This window comes from Streptomyces sp. NPDC041970 (assembly GCF_055588985.1).
This window is the reverse complement of sequence record NZ_JBVJCD010000007.1, coordinates 107,138-121,983: the sequence shown is the minus strand read 5'-3', so window position 1 is coordinate 121,983 and position 14,846 is coordinate 107,138. Positions and strand designations below refer to the sequence as shown.

11 protein-coding genes, 1 tRNA gene and 2 pseudogenes are annotated in these 14,846 nt (G+C 68.7%); 10 read left to right on the top strand and 4 right to left on the bottom strand.

Annotation, left to right across the window (positions count from 1 at the left end):
* Positions 1 to 5 precede the first annotated feature (5 nt).
* Positions 6 to 1,427, bottom strand: coding sequence for an NF041680 family putative transposase (locus tag ACZ6EJ_RS06320; protein ID WP_469265007.1), 1,422 nt, complete (start codon positions 1,425 to 1,427; stop codon positions 6 to 8).
* A gap of 424 nt (positions 1,428 to 1,851) precedes the next feature.
* Positions 1,852 to 2,073 (bottom strand): helix-turn-helix domain-containing protein, encoded by a 222-nt coding sequence (locus ACZ6EJ_RS06315; RefSeq protein ID WP_469264972.1) that lies wholly within the window; start codon positions 2,071 to 2,073, stop codon positions 1,852 to 1,854.
* 332 nt (positions 2,074 to 2,405) lie between these two features.
* On the opposite strand from ACZ6EJ_RS06315, the pseudogene ACZ6EJ_RS06310 reads away from it, so the two are divergent.
* From ACZ6EJ_RS06310 to ACZ6EJ_RS06270, 9 genes and pseudogenes are all read left to right on the top strand, one after another.
* Positions 2,406 to 3,003, top strand: a pseudogene (locus tag ACZ6EJ_RS06310) (transposase family protein); the annotation flags it as partial.
* Positions 3,004 to 3,444: 441 nt separating this feature from the next.
* Entirely contained in the window at positions 3,445 to 3,864 is a 420-nt protein-coding gene (locus ACZ6EJ_RS06305; protein ID WP_469264971.1) for a hypothetical protein, read from the top strand.
* 120 nt (positions 3,865 to 3,984) lie between these two features.
* Positions 3,985 to 5,188, top strand: a pseudogene (locus tag ACZ6EJ_RS06300) (IS3 family transposase).
* Between the two features lie 229 nt (positions 5,189 to 5,417).
* Positions 5,418 to 5,888, top strand: coding sequence for a hotdog fold thioesterase (locus ACZ6EJ_RS06295; RefSeq protein ID WP_469264970.1), 471 nt, complete (start codon positions 5,418 to 5,420; stop codon positions 5,886 to 5,888).
* 596 nt (positions 5,889 to 6,484) lie between these two features.
* Positions 6,485 to 7,720: a branched-chain amino acid ABC transporter substrate-binding protein gene (locus ACZ6EJ_RS06290; RefSeq protein WP_469264969.1), complete on the top strand. Its 1,236-nt coding sequence runs from the start codon at positions 6,485 to 6,487 to the stop codon at positions 7,718 to 7,720.
* A gap of 105 nt (positions 7,721 to 7,825) precedes the next feature.
* Entirely contained in the window at positions 7,826 to 8,758 is a 933-nt protein-coding gene (locus tag ACZ6EJ_RS06285) for a branched-chain amino acid ABC transporter permease (protein ID WP_469264968.1), read from the top strand.
* Between the two features lie 5 nt (positions 8,759 to 8,763).
* Positions 8,764 to 10,551: a branched-chain amino acid ABC transporter permease gene (locus tag ACZ6EJ_RS06280; RefSeq protein WP_469264967.1), complete on the top strand. Its 1,788-nt coding sequence runs from the start codon at positions 8,764 to 8,766 to the stop codon at positions 10,549 to 10,551.
* Between the two features lie 5 nt (positions 10,552 to 10,556).
* The gene (locus ACZ6EJ_RS06275) at positions 10,557 to 11,426 is read left to right on the top strand and encodes an ABC transporter ATP-binding protein (protein ID WP_469265006.1); all 870 of its coding nucleotides are present in this window, start codon (positions 10,557 to 10,559) and stop codon (positions 11,424 to 11,426) included.
* Positions 11,423 to 12,139, top strand: coding sequence for an ABC transporter ATP-binding protein (locus ACZ6EJ_RS06270; RefSeq protein ID WP_469264966.1), 717 nt, complete (start codon positions 11,423 to 11,425; stop codon positions 12,137 to 12,139). Before ACZ6EJ_RS06275 ends, ACZ6EJ_RS06270 begins: the two co-directional genes overlap by 4 nt.
* Positions 12,140 to 12,219: 80 nt before the next feature.
* Here the strand turns inward: ACZ6EJ_RS06270 and ACZ6EJ_RS06265 are convergent, their stop codons facing one another.
* Positions 12,220 to 12,876, bottom strand: a complete 657-nt coding sequence (locus ACZ6EJ_RS06265) for an ANTAR domain-containing response regulator (RefSeq protein ID WP_469264965.1) — start codon at positions 12,874 to 12,876, stop codon at positions 12,220 to 12,222.
* A 98-nt stretch (positions 12,877 to 12,974) separates the two neighbouring features.
* Here ACZ6EJ_RS06265 and ACZ6EJ_RS06260 point away from each other — a divergent pair.
* A tRNA-Leu gene (locus tag ACZ6EJ_RS06260) sits at positions 12,975 to 13,047 on the top strand.
* 276 nt (positions 13,048 to 13,323) lie between these two features.
* Here ACZ6EJ_RS06260 and pyk read toward each other — a convergent pair.
* Positions 13,324 to 14,757 (bottom strand): pyruvate kinase, encoded by a 1,434-nt coding sequence (gene pyk, locus ACZ6EJ_RS06255; protein WP_469264964.1) that lies wholly within the window; start codon positions 14,755 to 14,757, stop codon positions 13,324 to 13,326.
* Positions 14,758 to 14,846: the final 89 nt, after the last annotated feature.

The following is a 14,846-nucleotide window of genomic DNA, read 5'->3' as shown; positions in this document are numbered from 1 at the left end:
TTTATCTACCAAGATCTTCCGGGCTTGCCGATGGCCTTGAGGGTCTGGGGGCGTTTGGCGATCTTGCCGACGTCGTAGCGGGGTGCCCGGTGTCGGTTCTTGGCGCCGGGTGGTCGTCCGGGGCCGGCACCGCAGGGTTTGGGAACACGGGCCGGGCAGACGAGGTGAGCGCGGATGTTCCTGAACCCCCGGCGGGCCCGGGCGGGGGTGAGCCGGCCGGAGGCGGTGGGCTTCTCCCAGGGTCGGCGGAGGTCCACGGCGAGAGGGCAGGCGAGCCGGAGCTGGGTGTGAGCGACGATCAGGATCCAGGTCCAGCGGTCCGCCGCCTCGGGAGTACGGAGTTTCGGGGTGGTCCAGCCGAGGGTCTGCTTCGCGAAGCGGAAGGTGTGCTCCAGATCGAAGCGGCGGAGAAACGCCTGCCAGAAACGGTCCACATCGTCCGGAGTGGCACCAGTCTTCGAGGACCACAACCACACCGGCCGAGCGTCCCGGTCCCTCGACAGATACTCGACCCTCAACCGGATCAACGTGCCCTCGACCAAGGGGAGTTCGCCGTCGTGGTCCAGCCATGAGGAGCGGTGGGTCAGCCGGGGGTGGACCCGGTCCCATGCCCGTGTTTCGGCCTTGCCGTAGTTGGTGGTGTCGGTGATCGCGGGCTCGGGCCAGTTCTCCGGCTTGGTGAAGCGGAACTCCGGGCCGTGCTTGGGTGGCCGGCCGTTCATCCCCGGCCGGCGGGGCGGCTTCGGCAGGCGCATGACACGGTCGGAGCGGATCCGGCCGACCAGCTCGATGGGCAGGTCACGCAGGACCCAGGACAGGCGGGTGACGTCGTAGCCGGCATCGCTGACGATCACGATGTGCGGGTCCCCGGTCTGCCACTGCCCTGCGGCGATGAGCCGCTCGACGACTCCCCGCAGTTGGGCGGCGGTGACCGCAGTCGCATCGTCGACAGGGCCGAGCCGGACCGCGTCCAGGATCGCGGTCCAAGACGTGGCGCCCGGCTCCAGCACGGCCACGAAGGAATACGGCCAGCCCGGGATGAACTGTGACGCCGTCTTCGCCCGGCCGTAGACGTGGCAGAAGAGCCGTTCCGCCGAGCATGGCGCGTCCGAGCGAAGCCACGGTGAGACATCGACGGCAAGGACCAGGCGTCCGCCGTCGAAACGCGGCAGCGACAGCCCGGCCAGCACCGTCCGCAGCCGATCGGTGTCGATCCGGCCGTGGTTCAGGCCGCCGTACATCGCTCCGTGCCCACGACGGTGTTCGGGCAACAGCGTCAGGTCCACCGGGGACTTCACCGCACCGTCGGCACACAGCACCGCGTCCGCCAGCTCGAACAACTCATCGCGCCGGGCGGTCAGACACTCATAGAACTCGCCCCGGAAGCGTGACGCTTCCCTCCGTACGGCATCAAGCAGCAGACTCACCCTCACGGCCTTCGTCTTGGTCAGTGCACCTTGGGCGGAGCACATGATCAGACGAAACCCGCTCCCACGTCCGACGAATCTCCAGGTGAGCGACTCAGTTCGAGACACCGTTCGAGGCCGGAAGAAAAAGAACAAGCTGGCCAGCATCGCCGTACAAGCACACCACCGCCCCCACCGCGGCCGCGTGCGCGACCGTCCGCAACACCGACCGCACAGCGGGCGTATGCACCACCTGCGCGCCCGGGACGCAGGACCGGGACCTGTGCCAGATGTTTCTGCTCCCGCAGGAAGACCTGCCCGCCGGCGCCTTGGCCGGCCACGACGTTCAAGCCCAGCTCGCTGAGCGGATCCGGCCCGCTTGGCCCAGCCACCACGGGTTCCCGCTCAACCAGCAAAGCCCGCCCTGCCCGCCGGTCTCTGCGGATCACCCGGTGCAGCGTCGACGCCGAAGGCACCGAGGCCCCGCCAGCCGGCGTCTCAGCTCAGCGACGTTCCCTCCGGCCTCGCCCAGCAGTGCCCACACCTCGTCCGACACCGCATACCCCTGCCGGACCCCGGCTTCCATCTGCCCGGTCGCCTTCGCCTGCTCCAGCCAGCGCCACACCGTACGCTCCGAAACACCCACCGTCTCAGCGACCGCACGCACATGCCGCGTGGCCAGCTCCCCGCCTGCTGCCGCTCCAGCAGACGACGCACCACCAACCCCCTGGGCAGCACAGACCCACGACCGGCCCTTACATCTTGATCCACCCCATGATCACATCGGCCGGACCAACCTCAGCGCATAAGAACTTTCGAACCTGAGACAACATCAGCTGCCATGAGATGAAGCGCCACAACAGCGATCCCACCCATCATCCTCTCATCCCATGACAGCGCCTGCCCACCCGTGAAAACCCACTGACCAGCCCCGCAACGCCCATCCCCGGACCAGCGCGACCGACGCTCACCACCACCGACACCAACTCGAGAGATCGCACCCAGCTCGGTGCCGGCTTCGGGGTCTCGACCGCGACCGCCGGCCGGTACGTCACCGAGACCCTCGATGCGCTCGCCGGCCACGCCCCCGACCTGCACACCGCCCTCGCCGCGGTCGATCCGCTCGACTTCGTCGTCGTGGACGGGACCCTCGTCCCCACCGATCGCATCCGTGCAGATCAGCCGTACTACTCGGCCAAGCACAAGCGCCACGGCATGAACGTGCAGGTCATCGCCACTGCGAACGGAACACCCCTGCGGTTCTCCCGCGCACTGCCCAGCAGAACCCACGACCTGACAGCCGCCCGCGCCCACGGCGTCGTGCAAGCCTGCCTGTCTCAACAGATCCTGGTCCTGGCCGACAAGGCCTACCGCGGGGCGAACGCCACCTTCCGCACCCCCTACTACGGCCGTGACCTGCCCGAACGCCACAAACAGTTCAGCAAGGACCACGCCCGGCTCCGGGCACCGGGCGAGAGGGGCCTTCACCCGCCTGAAACGGTGGCAGATCCTCCGCAAAGCCCGCTGCAGCACCAACCGCATCAGCCGAATCGCCGCCGCCATCCACACCATCGAGATCGCCTGGCGCTCAGAATGAGAAAGCCAAGCCCGCGAAGGTAAATGTCAATTTAACCAGTAAGGTGAAGCCAAACAAGACAATTCTGTCATTCGAAACAGTAAACAGACGTTTCCTCTGCTACTGAGGGGGAGTGTGGAGCAATCGGGATCGTATACACGGGAGGGAATTGGACGTTTACAGTGCCAACGCCCCGTTGCACGACTGGCGGGAGTAAACCTCCGGGAGGGGTGTGGTTGTGCGAGAGTCACACGAGCCGAGAGTTTCTACAGCGGCTGGTGTGAGTTTAAGTGCCGTGACTTGAATGCATCGAGGAATACCCGCTGGCTAAATCGGCATATTGTTACCAGGTGATCATATATCTACTATGGGTATCGACTCAAGGGATCCCGCAGGTACAAGAAATGGGCCCTTCAACTGCAAAGCTCTCGAATTTCCGGAGCTTAAACCGAGAGGAACGAAATGGCCGGCGAATCTGGAAATGTAATTGCGAAATGCACAGGAGTGATCACCGCGACAAAAGTTCTGCCGCCCAACGGCAGCCACGCTAGGTTCGAAACCTACTACTCAGGAACTGGCACCCTTGCAGGCCGCCGAGTCCGAGTTCTGATCACCTGCGAGGCGGAGAATATCGGCACGAACGCGGTTTCCGGAACCGCGCACGGGATCTTCACCTCGATCGACGGCTCCGGCACCGCCACGTGGCGCGCCGGCGGAGCCGGCTACGGAGCGGAAGGCGTCACGGAGCTTGTCTGGAAGGGCTACATGGCCGTGGAGAGCCAGTCGCCAGAGTTCGCTGACCTCGACGGCCGCCTCCTGCGCCTCGTCGTCAAGGAAGGAGCTGACGGCAAGGTCACCTACAAGGCCGTAGCCTGGGAGTAAAAGAGTCCTATCCGTCTTTACTCTGAGCTGGTCAGGTGAAGGGATAACCTCGAAGGGCCCTGACCCCGGATGTTGGACACACGAGACACTGGATCCTGCGGATCTGAGAACGGATATCTCGTGGTCATGAAGAACTACCCGCCGGAGTTCAAGGCGGACGCGGTCGCGCTGTACGAGTCGCGTCCGGATGCGACGATCAGGTCGGTCGCAGCCGATCTGGGGATCAACCCGGAGACGCTGCGGAACTGGGTAAGGGCAGCTCGGGTGTGCCGTCCCCGAGGACGGCGGACACAGGAACCAGCCCTGCCGCCGGCACCGCTGGAAGCGGAGAACGCCGCCTTGCGGAAGAAGGTCCGTGAGCTGGAGGAGGAACGGGAGATCCTTCGGAAAGCGGCGAAGTATTTCGCCGGGGAGACGCGCTGGTGCACCGCTTCCAGTGTGTCGCCGACCTCCAGCGCCGTCACGGCGTGAAGCGGCTCTGCAGCATCCTCGGCGTCAGCCGCTCGAGCTTCTACTACTGGCGCCGGACGGCTGCGGACCGGGCCGCCCGGCAGGTGGCCGACGCCCGTCTGACCGCCCGCTACGGGCGGTGCACCAGGAATCGGACGGCACCTACGGAGCCCCGAGGATCACCGCCGAGCTCCGCGAGGAGAACGGTGTCGCGGTCAACCACAAGCGCGTCGCCAGGATCATGCGGGAGTCGGGGATCGAAGGGGTCCGGTTGCGCCGCCGACACCGCACCACCGTCCCCGACCCGGCCGCGGCCAAGGCACCGGACCTGATCGGCCGCGACTTCACCGCCGAACGCCCGAACACGAGGTACGTCGGCGACATCACCTACCTGACCATCGGCGGCGGGAAGTTCTGCTGCCTCGTGACCGTGATCGACCTCGCATCACGCCGTCTGGCCGGGTGGGCGATCGCCGGCCACATGCGCGCGGACCTCGTTACCGATGTCCTGGCGGCAGCGGTCCGAACCCGCGGCAGTCTCGCCGGATCGATCATGCACACCGATCACGGAGCTCAGTACACGAGCAGGGATTTCGCCGAATCTTGCAGGTCAGCAGGGGTCCGACGGAGCATGAGCGCGGTCGGGTCCAGCGCGGACAACGCACTCGCCGAGTCCTTCAACGCGACCTTCGAACGCGAAACCCTGCAAGTACGAAAGAGCTGGCCGACCGAGCGCGAGGCCCGACTCGACGCCTTCCGATGGCTCCACCGCTACAACACCCGACGCCGACACTCCCACCTCGGACAACGATCACCGATCGCCTTCGAGAACGCCCTCCACCGCACACCAACTACGCTGGCACAAGCCGCATAACCCGTGTTCAGGATTCGGGGTCAAGGCCCCAAGACCGTCAAACGCCCCCAGACCCTCAAGGCCATCGGCAAGCCCGGAAGATCTTGGTAGATAAAGAACAAGCTGACGCGGCGCGGCCGCCTCCCCGCGCGGGCCGCCGATGCGGGCCATCCCCTAAGCGTGCGCTCAGCGGTCTGATAGGAACGGGTCACACAGCAGTGATCCAGCGCAGACGATCGGAGCCGGTCCCATGGGCGAGCCCACCGCACCCACCTTCCCGAAGGACGTCATCGCCGAGTACGCCGCACTCGGCGTCGACCTCCCAGCCCTCTTCTCCGCCGGCCACCTCGGAGAGCGCATGGGCGTGACCATCGTCGAGGCCTCGGCCGAGCGCGTGGTCGGCACCATGCCCGTCGAGGGCAACACCCAGCCCTACGGCCTCCTGCACGGCGGCGCCTCCGCCGTTCTCGCCGAGACCCTGGGCTCGGTCGGCTCCATGCTGCACGGCGGCCCCACGAGGCTCGCCGTGGGCGTCGACCTCAACTGCACCCACCACCGGGGCGTCCGCAGCGGCCTGGTGACCGGCGTCGCCACCCCGGTGTACCTGGGCCGCACCGCCGCCACGTACGAGATCGTCATCACGGACGAGCGGGACAAGCGGGTCTGCACCGCGCGCCTCACCTGCATGATCCGCAACGCCCCCCGGCCCGAGGCGGACTGACCTCCGCCCGGCCCCGCCCCCCTCGGCCCGACCGGTACGCGCACCGCGCGTACCGGTCGGGCCGCACCATTCCCTCCCGAGGGCACGGCCGTTGACCGACACACTCGGTCAACCCCCTTGACCGCATGGCTTGTTCCGTGAGCCACTCAACAGCCACAGCGGCACCGCCGGCCCCCTGAGGGCTCCCATCGTCGTCACGCTGCGTAACAGGCGGACGGTAGGGAATCCGGCCACGCTCCCCGGCCCCAGGCCACGGGAGCGCTTCGTCGCGCCCCCGGCCGGAGCGCCCTCGCGTCAGCACCATGATCGCTCAAGCCCCTTAGCAGAGCTGCGAGTTCTCACAATGTGGTCATGACGCAGTCCCGGCCAAACCCACACATGCGCGCACCGGAACCTCAAGTCCTGCTCAAGGGCATAACAAGAGAGTCACATCCGCCGCCGACCCATCCCGGACTCCGTCGGCTGCCCTTAGAGTCACGGCCAGTCACCGCGCCGCCGGGCGCGTCTGCTGCACGGCCCCCTGCACGACCCAGTACGGCCCGGCGAGCGACACGGCACCTCAAGCCGAGGAGGCCGCGCCAGGGAAAGGACCTTTCGTGCGACACCGTTCTTCGCTCATACTCACCGCAGTGCTCACCACCGGAGCGCTGACGCTCACCGCCTGCGGATCGCGGGACGAAGGCAGCAAGGGCGGCGGCGACAGCGGCGGCAAGACCACCGTCGTCATCGGTGTCGACGCGCCCCTGACCGGATCGCTCTCCGCGCTCGGCCAGGGCATCAAGAACTCCGTGGACCTCGCGGCCAAGACCGCGAACAAGAACAACGAGGTCCCCGGCATCGAGTTCAAGGTCGAGGCCCTCGACGACCAGGCCGTCCCCGCCTCCGGGCAGGCCAACGCCACCAAGCTCGTCGGCAACTCGGCCGTCCTCGGCGCCGTCGGCCCGCTGAACTCGGGCGTCGCCCAGTCCATGCAGGGCGTCTTCGAGAAGGCCGACCTCGCCCAGGTCTCCCCCGCCAACACCAACCCGTCGCTCAGCCAGGGCGACGACTGGGCCAAGGGCGACGCCAAGCGCCCCTTCACGACCTACTTCCGCACCTGCGCCACCGACGTGGTCCAGGGCAAGTTCGCCGCCCAGTACCTCTTCAACGACGCCAAGAAGAAGAAGGTCTACGTCGTCGACGACAAGCAGACCTACGGCGCCGGCCTCGCCGCGATCTTCTCCGCGGAGTTCCAGCGCCTCGGCGGCAAGGTCGTCGGCACCGACCACGTCACGGTGAAGGAGACCGACTTCTCCAGCACCGCCGACAAGGTCAAGGCCTCCGGCGCCGACTCGGTCTACTACGGCGGCCAGTACCCCGAGGGCGGCCTGCTCTCCGACCAGATCAAGAAGACCGGCGCCAAGATCCCCACCATGGGCGGCGACGGCATCTACGACCCCGCCTTCATCAGCGCCTCCGGCGAGGCCAACGACGGCGACTTCGCCACCTCCATCGGCTACCCGGTCGAGGCCCTGCCGACCGCCAAGAAGTTCATCGTGGACTACAAGGCCGCCGGCTACAAGGACCCGTACGCGGCCTACGGCGGCTACTCCTTCGACGCCGGGTGGGCCATCGTCCAGGCCGTCAAGGCCGTCGTCGCCGACAACGACGGCAAGCTCCCCTCGGACGCCCGCGCCAAGGTCGTCGAGGCCCTGTCCAAGGTCTCCTTCGACGGGGTGACCGGCAAGGTCTCCTTCGACGAGTTCGGTGACACCACCAACAAGCAGCTCACCGTCTACCAGGTCCAGAAGGGCGCCTGGAAGGACGTCAAGAGCGCCACGTTCGAGGACTGACCGGTCGGCCCACGGCCCCCGGACCCACCTGACCCACACCGCGCGAGGGCGCAAACAGCGCCCTCGCGCGGAGTCATATCCGACAAGCTCATCGGAGGCTCTGCGGTGCACGAACTGCCGCAACAGCTGGCCAACGGCCTCGCCCTCGGCGCCCTCTATGGCCTCATAGCCATCGGGTACACCATGGTGTACGGCATCGTCCAGCTCATCAACTTCGCCCACGGCGAGATCTTCATGATCGGGGGCTTCGGCGCCCTGACCACCTACATCATGCTCCCCAGCGGGACCACGCTCCTGCTGGCCATCCCGCTGATGATCATCGGTGGCGCCATCGCCTCCGTCGCCGTGGCCACGGCCGCGGAGCGGTTCGCCTACCGGCCCCTGCGCGGCGCCCCGCGCCTCGCCCCGCTCATCACCGCGATCGGCCTCTCGATCGTGCTCCAGCAGCTCGTCTGGGGCTTCTACCCCGACGCGAAGAAGCCCCGGAGCTTCCCCGAGTTCCCCGGCGAATCGTTCAAGCTGCTCGACAACCTCTACCTCCAGCGCGCCGACGCGTTCGTCCTCGTCCTCGCCCCGCTCTGTATGCTCGCGCTCGGCCTCTTCGTCAGCAAGAGCCGCAGCGGCCGGGCCATGCAGGCGACCGCCCAGGACCCGGACACCGCCAAGCTCATGGGCATCAACACCGACCGCATCATCGTGATGGCCTTCGCCATCGGGGCGGCGTTCGCCGCGGTCGCCGCGGTCGCGTACGGCGTCGACAAGGGCCAGATCAACTTCGAGATGGGCTTCGTCCTCGGGCTCAAGGCCTTCACCGCCGCCGTCCTCGGCGGCATCGGCAACATCTACGGAGCCATGGTCGGCGGCGTCGCCCTCGGCCTCGCCGAAGCCCTCTCGATCGCGTACATCGAGGAGATCCCCGGAATGCAGCAGCTCGGCGGCGGCGCCTGGGCCAACGTCTGGGCCTTCGCCCTCCTCATCGTCGTCCTCCTCGTCAGGCCGCAGGGCCTGCTCGGCGAGCGCGTCACGGATCGGGCGTGATACCGATGACCACCAGCACCCACGAGACGGCGCCCGTCCTCGCCCTGCCCTCGGCGGCGGCCCGCGCCGGCACCGCCGCCGGAGCCGCGCTGACCCTCGGCTCCACCTTCCTCGCCTGGACCTGGACGTCGGCGTTCCCCGGCGACCTGACCGTCACCGGCTACCCCGGCGGCCTCCAGGTCCTCACCCTGGTCGGCGCGGCGCTGACCCTCCTCTTCGCCGTGGCCGGCTACGGCGTCCGCGGCCTGGGGTGGCTCAACCCGGCCCGGAGCGACAACGCGGCCTTCCTGCTCGCCCTGGGCACCTTCGCCACCACCTGGTTCACCACCGTCGCGATCGCCGTCGAGCTGCGCGGCTTCGCGAACCTGGAGCCCGGCGGGTTCGCCGCGATGGCCGTCTCCCTCCTCACCGTGGTCGCGGCCCTGGGGCTGCCGCTGGACCGGCGCGCCGAACCCCCGACGCACCAGTGGAAGCCGCCGGCCCTCCTGCGGCTCAGCTCCGACCCCGCGAAGACCGAGCGCCCCATAGCGCTCCCCTCCTGGGTCGAGATCCTGATCATCGTCGCCGCGTTCGGCGTCGGTCTCCTCGTCGTCACCTACGGCATCGACACCGAGTACCCGGAGCTGTTCGTCGGCTACCTGATCATCTGCGGCTTCGGGATGACCGCGCTCGCCCAGGCCGGTCTCACGGCCCGGCTCTCGGCGCTGACCGCCAAGTACCGCTCCATCGCCGTGGCCGCGGCCTTCGTCGCCGCGGCGGCCTTCCCCTTCACCCAGGACACCGACCAGTTCACCCTCATCGCGGTCAACATCCTCATCTTCGCGACCGTGGCGCTCGGGCTGAACATCGTCGTCGGCCTGGCGGGCCTCCTGGACCTCGGTTACGTCGCCTTCCTCGGCGTCGGCGCCTACACGGCCGCCCTCGTCTCGGGCACCACCGCGTCCGCCTTCGACGTCCAGTTCCCCTTCTGGGCCTCCGTGCTGACCGGCGCCGCCGTCTCGCTGATCTTCGGCGTGGTCATCGGGGCGCCGACGCTGCGCCTGCGCGGCGACTACCTGGCCATCGTGACCCTCGGCTTCGGCGAGATCTTCCGCATCGCCGTCGGCAACCTCGACGGCGTCTCCGGACCGCAGATCACCAACGGCCCCAACGGCGTGCCGAACATCCCGGACCTCGACTTCTTCGGGTACGACTTCGGCGAGTCGCACACGGTCCTCGGCTTCGAGCTGGGCTCGTACGCCAACTACTACCTGCTCATGCTGCTCGCGATGGTCCTCGTGGTCCTCGTCTTCAGCCGGGCCGGCAGCTCGCGCATCGGCCGCGCCTGGGTCGCCATCCGCGAGGACGAGACCGCCGCCACCGCCATGGGCATCAACGGCTTCCGGGTCAAGCTGATCGCCTTCGCCCTCGGCGCCACGCTCGCCGGGATCGCCGGCACCGTGCAGGCCCACGTCCAGAGCACCGTCGTCCCCGAGATGTACGTGTTCGCCGGGCCCGTGCCGCCCAACTCCGCCTTCCTCCTCGCCGCCGTCATCCTCGGCGGGATGGGGACCATCAGCGGGCCCCTCATCGGCGCCACGCTCCTCTACATGATCCCGGCGAAGCTCCAGTTCCTCCAGGACTACCAGCTCCTCGGCTTCGGCCTCGCGCTCATCCTGCTCATGCGCTTCCGTCCCGAGGGCCTCATCGCCAACCGGCGGGCCAAGCTGGAGTTCCACGAGAACGACCGGTCCGACGCGCCGGAGGAGACCCTGGCCGGCTCCACCTCCGGCACCACGAAGGCGGGGGCGTGACCACCATGACCACCACCACGACCGAGACCACCGCCCCGGTGCTCGACGCGAGCGGCGTCACCATGCGGTTCGGCGGGCTGACCGCCGTGCGCGGCGTCGACCTCACCGTCTCGGCGGGCGAGATCGTCGGACTCATCGGCCCCAACGGCGCCGGCAAGACCACCTTCTTCAACTGCCTCACCGGCCTGTACGTCCCCACCGAGGGCACGGTCCGCTACAAGGGCACGGTCCTGCCGCCCAAGCCCCACCTCGTCACCCAGGCGGGCATCGCCCGGACCTTCCAGAACATCCGGCTGTTCGCCAACATGACCGTCCTGGAGAACGTCCTCGTCGGACGCCACACCCGGACCAAGGAGGGCCTGTGGTCCGCCCTCCTGCGCGGGCCCGGCTTCCGGAAGGCCGAGGCGGCGTCCCACGCGCGCGCCATGGAGCTGCTGGAGTTCATCGGCCTCCAGGACAAGGCCGACCACCTCGCGCGCAACCTCCCCTACGGGGACCAGCGCAAGCTGGAGATCGCCCGCGCCCTGGCCAGCGATCCCGGCCTCCTCCTCCTGGACGAGCCCACCGCGGGCATGAACCCCCAGGAGACCCGCGTCACCGAAGAGCTCATCTTCGCCATCCGCGACATGGGCGTCGCCGTGCTCGTCATCGAGCACGACATGCGCTTCATCTTCAACCTGTGCGACCGCGTCGCCTGCCTCGTCCAGGGCGAGAAGCTCGTCGAGGGCACGCCGGGCGTCGTCCAGGCCGACGAGCGCGTCGTCGCCGCCTACCTCGGGACGCCGTTCGAGGGCGCCCCCGGAGGGGACGAGGTCGCCGAGGTCGAGGCCGCGGAGGCGCAGAGCACCACCCGTACGGAAGGGGAAGCCCAGTGACCGCCCTGCTGGAGGTCGAGGACCTCCGTGTCGCCTACGGCAAGATCGAAGCCGTCAAGGGCATCTCCTTCAGCGTGGAGGCCGGCCAGGTCGTCACCCTCATCGGGACGAACGGCGCCGGCAAGACCACCACGCTGCGGACGCTCTCCGGGCTCCTCAAGCCCTCGGGCGGCCGCATCACCTTCGACGGGAAGCCCCTGGGCAGCGTCCCCGCGCACAAGATCGTGGCGCTGGGACTCGCCCACTCCCCCGAGGGCCGCCACATCTTCCCCCGCCTCACCATCACGGAGAACCTCCAGCTCGGAGCGTTCCTCCGCACCGACAAGGCGGGCATCGAGCAGGACGTCCAACGCGCCTACGACCTCTTCCCCATCCTCGGGGAGCGCCGGAAGCAGGCGGCGGGCACCCTGTCGGGCGGTGAGCAGCAGATGCTCGCCATGGGGCGCGCCCTGATGTCCCGGCCGAAGCTGCTCATGCTCGACGAGCCCTCCATGGGCCTCTCCCCGATCATGATGCAGAAGATCATGGAGACCATCGTCGAGCTGAAGGCGGCGGGCACCACGATCCTGCTGGTCGAGCAGAACGCCCAGGCCGCCCTGTCCCTCGCGGACCGGGGCCACGTCATGGAGGTCGGCAGGATCGTCCTCTCCGGGCGCGGCGAGGACCTGCTACACGACGAGTCGGTCCGCAAGGCGTACCTCGGCGAGGACTGACCCTCCGGCCCGTACGCCAGAGGCCCGCACCCCGGTCGTCCGGGGTGCGGGCCTCTCGTGCGCTCCGGCCGCCCGCGGGGCTACTCGGCCGGCTTCTTCTTCTCCTCGGCGTCCGCGATCAACGCCTCGGCGAGCTGCTGCATCGACATCCGGCGGTCCATCGACGTCTTCTGGATCCACCGGAAGGCGGCCGGCTCGGAGAGCCCGTAGTCGGTCTGGAGGATGCTCTTGGCCCGGTCCACCAGCTTGCGGGTCTCCAACCGCTGCGAGAGGTCGGCGATCTCGCTCTCCAGCGCCTTCAGCTCCGCGAACCGCGACACCGCCATCTCGATGGCGGGCACCACGTCGCTCTTGCTGAACGGCTTCACCAGATACGCCATCGCCCCCGCGTCGCGGGCCCGTTCGACCAGGTCGCGCTGGGAGAACGCGGTGAGCATCAGGACCGGCGCGATGGACTCCTCGGCGATCTTCTCGGCGGCCGAGATCCCGTCGAGGACCGGCATCTTCACATCGAGGATGACGAGGTCCGGCCGGTGCTCACGGGCCAGCTCGACGGCCCGCTGCCCGTCGCCCGCCTCCCCGACGACGGAGTAGCCCTCCTCCTCCAGCATCTCCTTGAGGTCGAGGCGGATGAGGGCCTCGTCCTCGGCGATGACGACGCGGGTCGTCAGCGGCGGGACGTGCGACGTGTCGTCGTCGACGGCGTCTTCGGGCTGGGGCGACTCGGGGGTGGTCACGGGGCTCCTCGTCAGACAGGGGTGCAGCTCCCAAGAGCCTACCTAGTTGCGGTATGTTTGACGCACGGAGGGTCCTCGGTATCCTTCGTTTCGAAGGGGCCCCGGTAGCCCAGCGGCAGAGGCGATGGATTCAAAACCCATACAGCGTCGGTTCGAATCCGACTCGGGGCACTTCTCCTTCGATTCCATGGGCGAGCAGGAATCCGGCGATCGTGACGCGTCCGTCGCCGGGACACCGCCCCCCGGCGCGTAGGCGCAGAGCGTACGCCGAGCCCGCTGCCCGTACACACGGGCGGCGGGCTCGCTGTTCGTCGGAGGCGTCCGCCGACGTCCTCGCACGGCCACCGGCCGACGGCCCCGCGCAGCACGTCGCACCGCCTCCGCGGCCCGACGGGCGCCCGCGGCCCCGTGGACGCGCGCGCCGGGCCGGAGCGCCGTGCCGGCCCTCTACTTCGGGCTGTCGTCCTCGCCGATGTGGTGGACGCGGACCAGGTTGGTGGCGCCCGCGACGCCGGGCGGGGAGCCGGCGGTGATGACCACGACGTCCCCCTTCGCGCAGCGGCCGATCCGCAGCAGCTCCTCGTCGACCTGGGCGACCATCGCGTCCGTGGAGTCGACCTCCGGGCCGAGGAAGGTCTCGACGCCCCAGGTGAGGTTGAGCTGGGCGCGGGTGGCCTCGTCGGGGGTGAAGGCCAGCAGCGGGATGGGCGAGCGGTAGCGGGAGAGCCGCCGCGCGGTGTCGCCGCTCTGCGTGAAGGCGACGAGGAACCGCGCCCCGAGGAAGTCGCCCATCTCGGCGGCGGCTCGGGCCACCGCGCCGCCCTGGGTGCGGGGCTTGTTCCGCTCGGTGAGCGGCGGGAGGCCCTTGGCGAGCAGGTCCTCCTCGGCGGCCTCGACGATGCGGGACATGGTGCGCACGGTCTCGATCGGGTACTTGCCGACGCTGGTCTCGCCGGAGAGCATCACCGCGTCGGTGCCGTCGATGATCGCGTTGGCGACGTCGGAGGCCTCGGCGCGGGTGGGGCGGGAGTTGTCGATCATCGAGTCGAGCATCTGGGTGGCGACGATGACCGGCTTGGCGTTGCGCTTGGCGAGCTTGATGGCGCGCTTCTGGACGATCGGGACCTGTTCCAGGGGCATTTCGACGCCGAGGTCGCCGCGGGCGACCATGATGCCGTCGAAGGCGGCCACGATGTCGTCGATGTGGTCGACGGCCTGGGGCTTCTCCACCTTGGCGATGACGGGGAGGCGGCGGCCCTCCTCCGCCATGACGCGGTGGACGGCGTCGATGTCGCGCCCGGTGCGGACGAAGGAGAGGGCGATGACGTCCGCGCCGGTGCGCAGGGCCCAGCGCAGGTCGTCGACGTCCTTCTCGGAGAGGGCGGGGACGGAGACGGCGACGCCGGGGAGGTTGAGCCCCTTGTGGTCGGAGACCATGCCGCCCTCGATGACGGTGGTGCGGACGCGGGGCCCGTCGATCCCGGTGACCTCCAGGGTGACGCGGCCGTCGTCGACGAGGATGCGTTCCCCCTCGGCGACGTCGGCGGCGAGGCCGTCGTAGGTGGTGCCGCAGATGTGTTCGTCGCCTTCGAGCGGTTCCACGGTGATGGTGAAGCTCTCACCGCGTTCGAGGAGCACGGGTCCCTCGCGGAAGCGTCCGAGGCGGATCTTGGGGCCTTGGAGGTCGGCGAGGACGCCGACGCTGCGGCCGGTCTCCTCGGACGCCTTGCGCACGTGGCGGTAGCGCTGCTCGTGTTCGGCGTAGGTGCCGTGGCTCAGGTTGAAGCGGGCGATGTCCATCCCCGCTTCGACCAGGGCCTTGATCCGGTCGTACGTGTCGGTCGCGGGTCCCAGGGTGCAAACGATTTTCGCTCGGCGCATGGTGCGAGCCTAATCCTTACCTACGGGTAGGAACGGGGCCCCGCATGACGCCCCAACAACCGTGGGATGAAAGCTTGTTGACGGGTGTC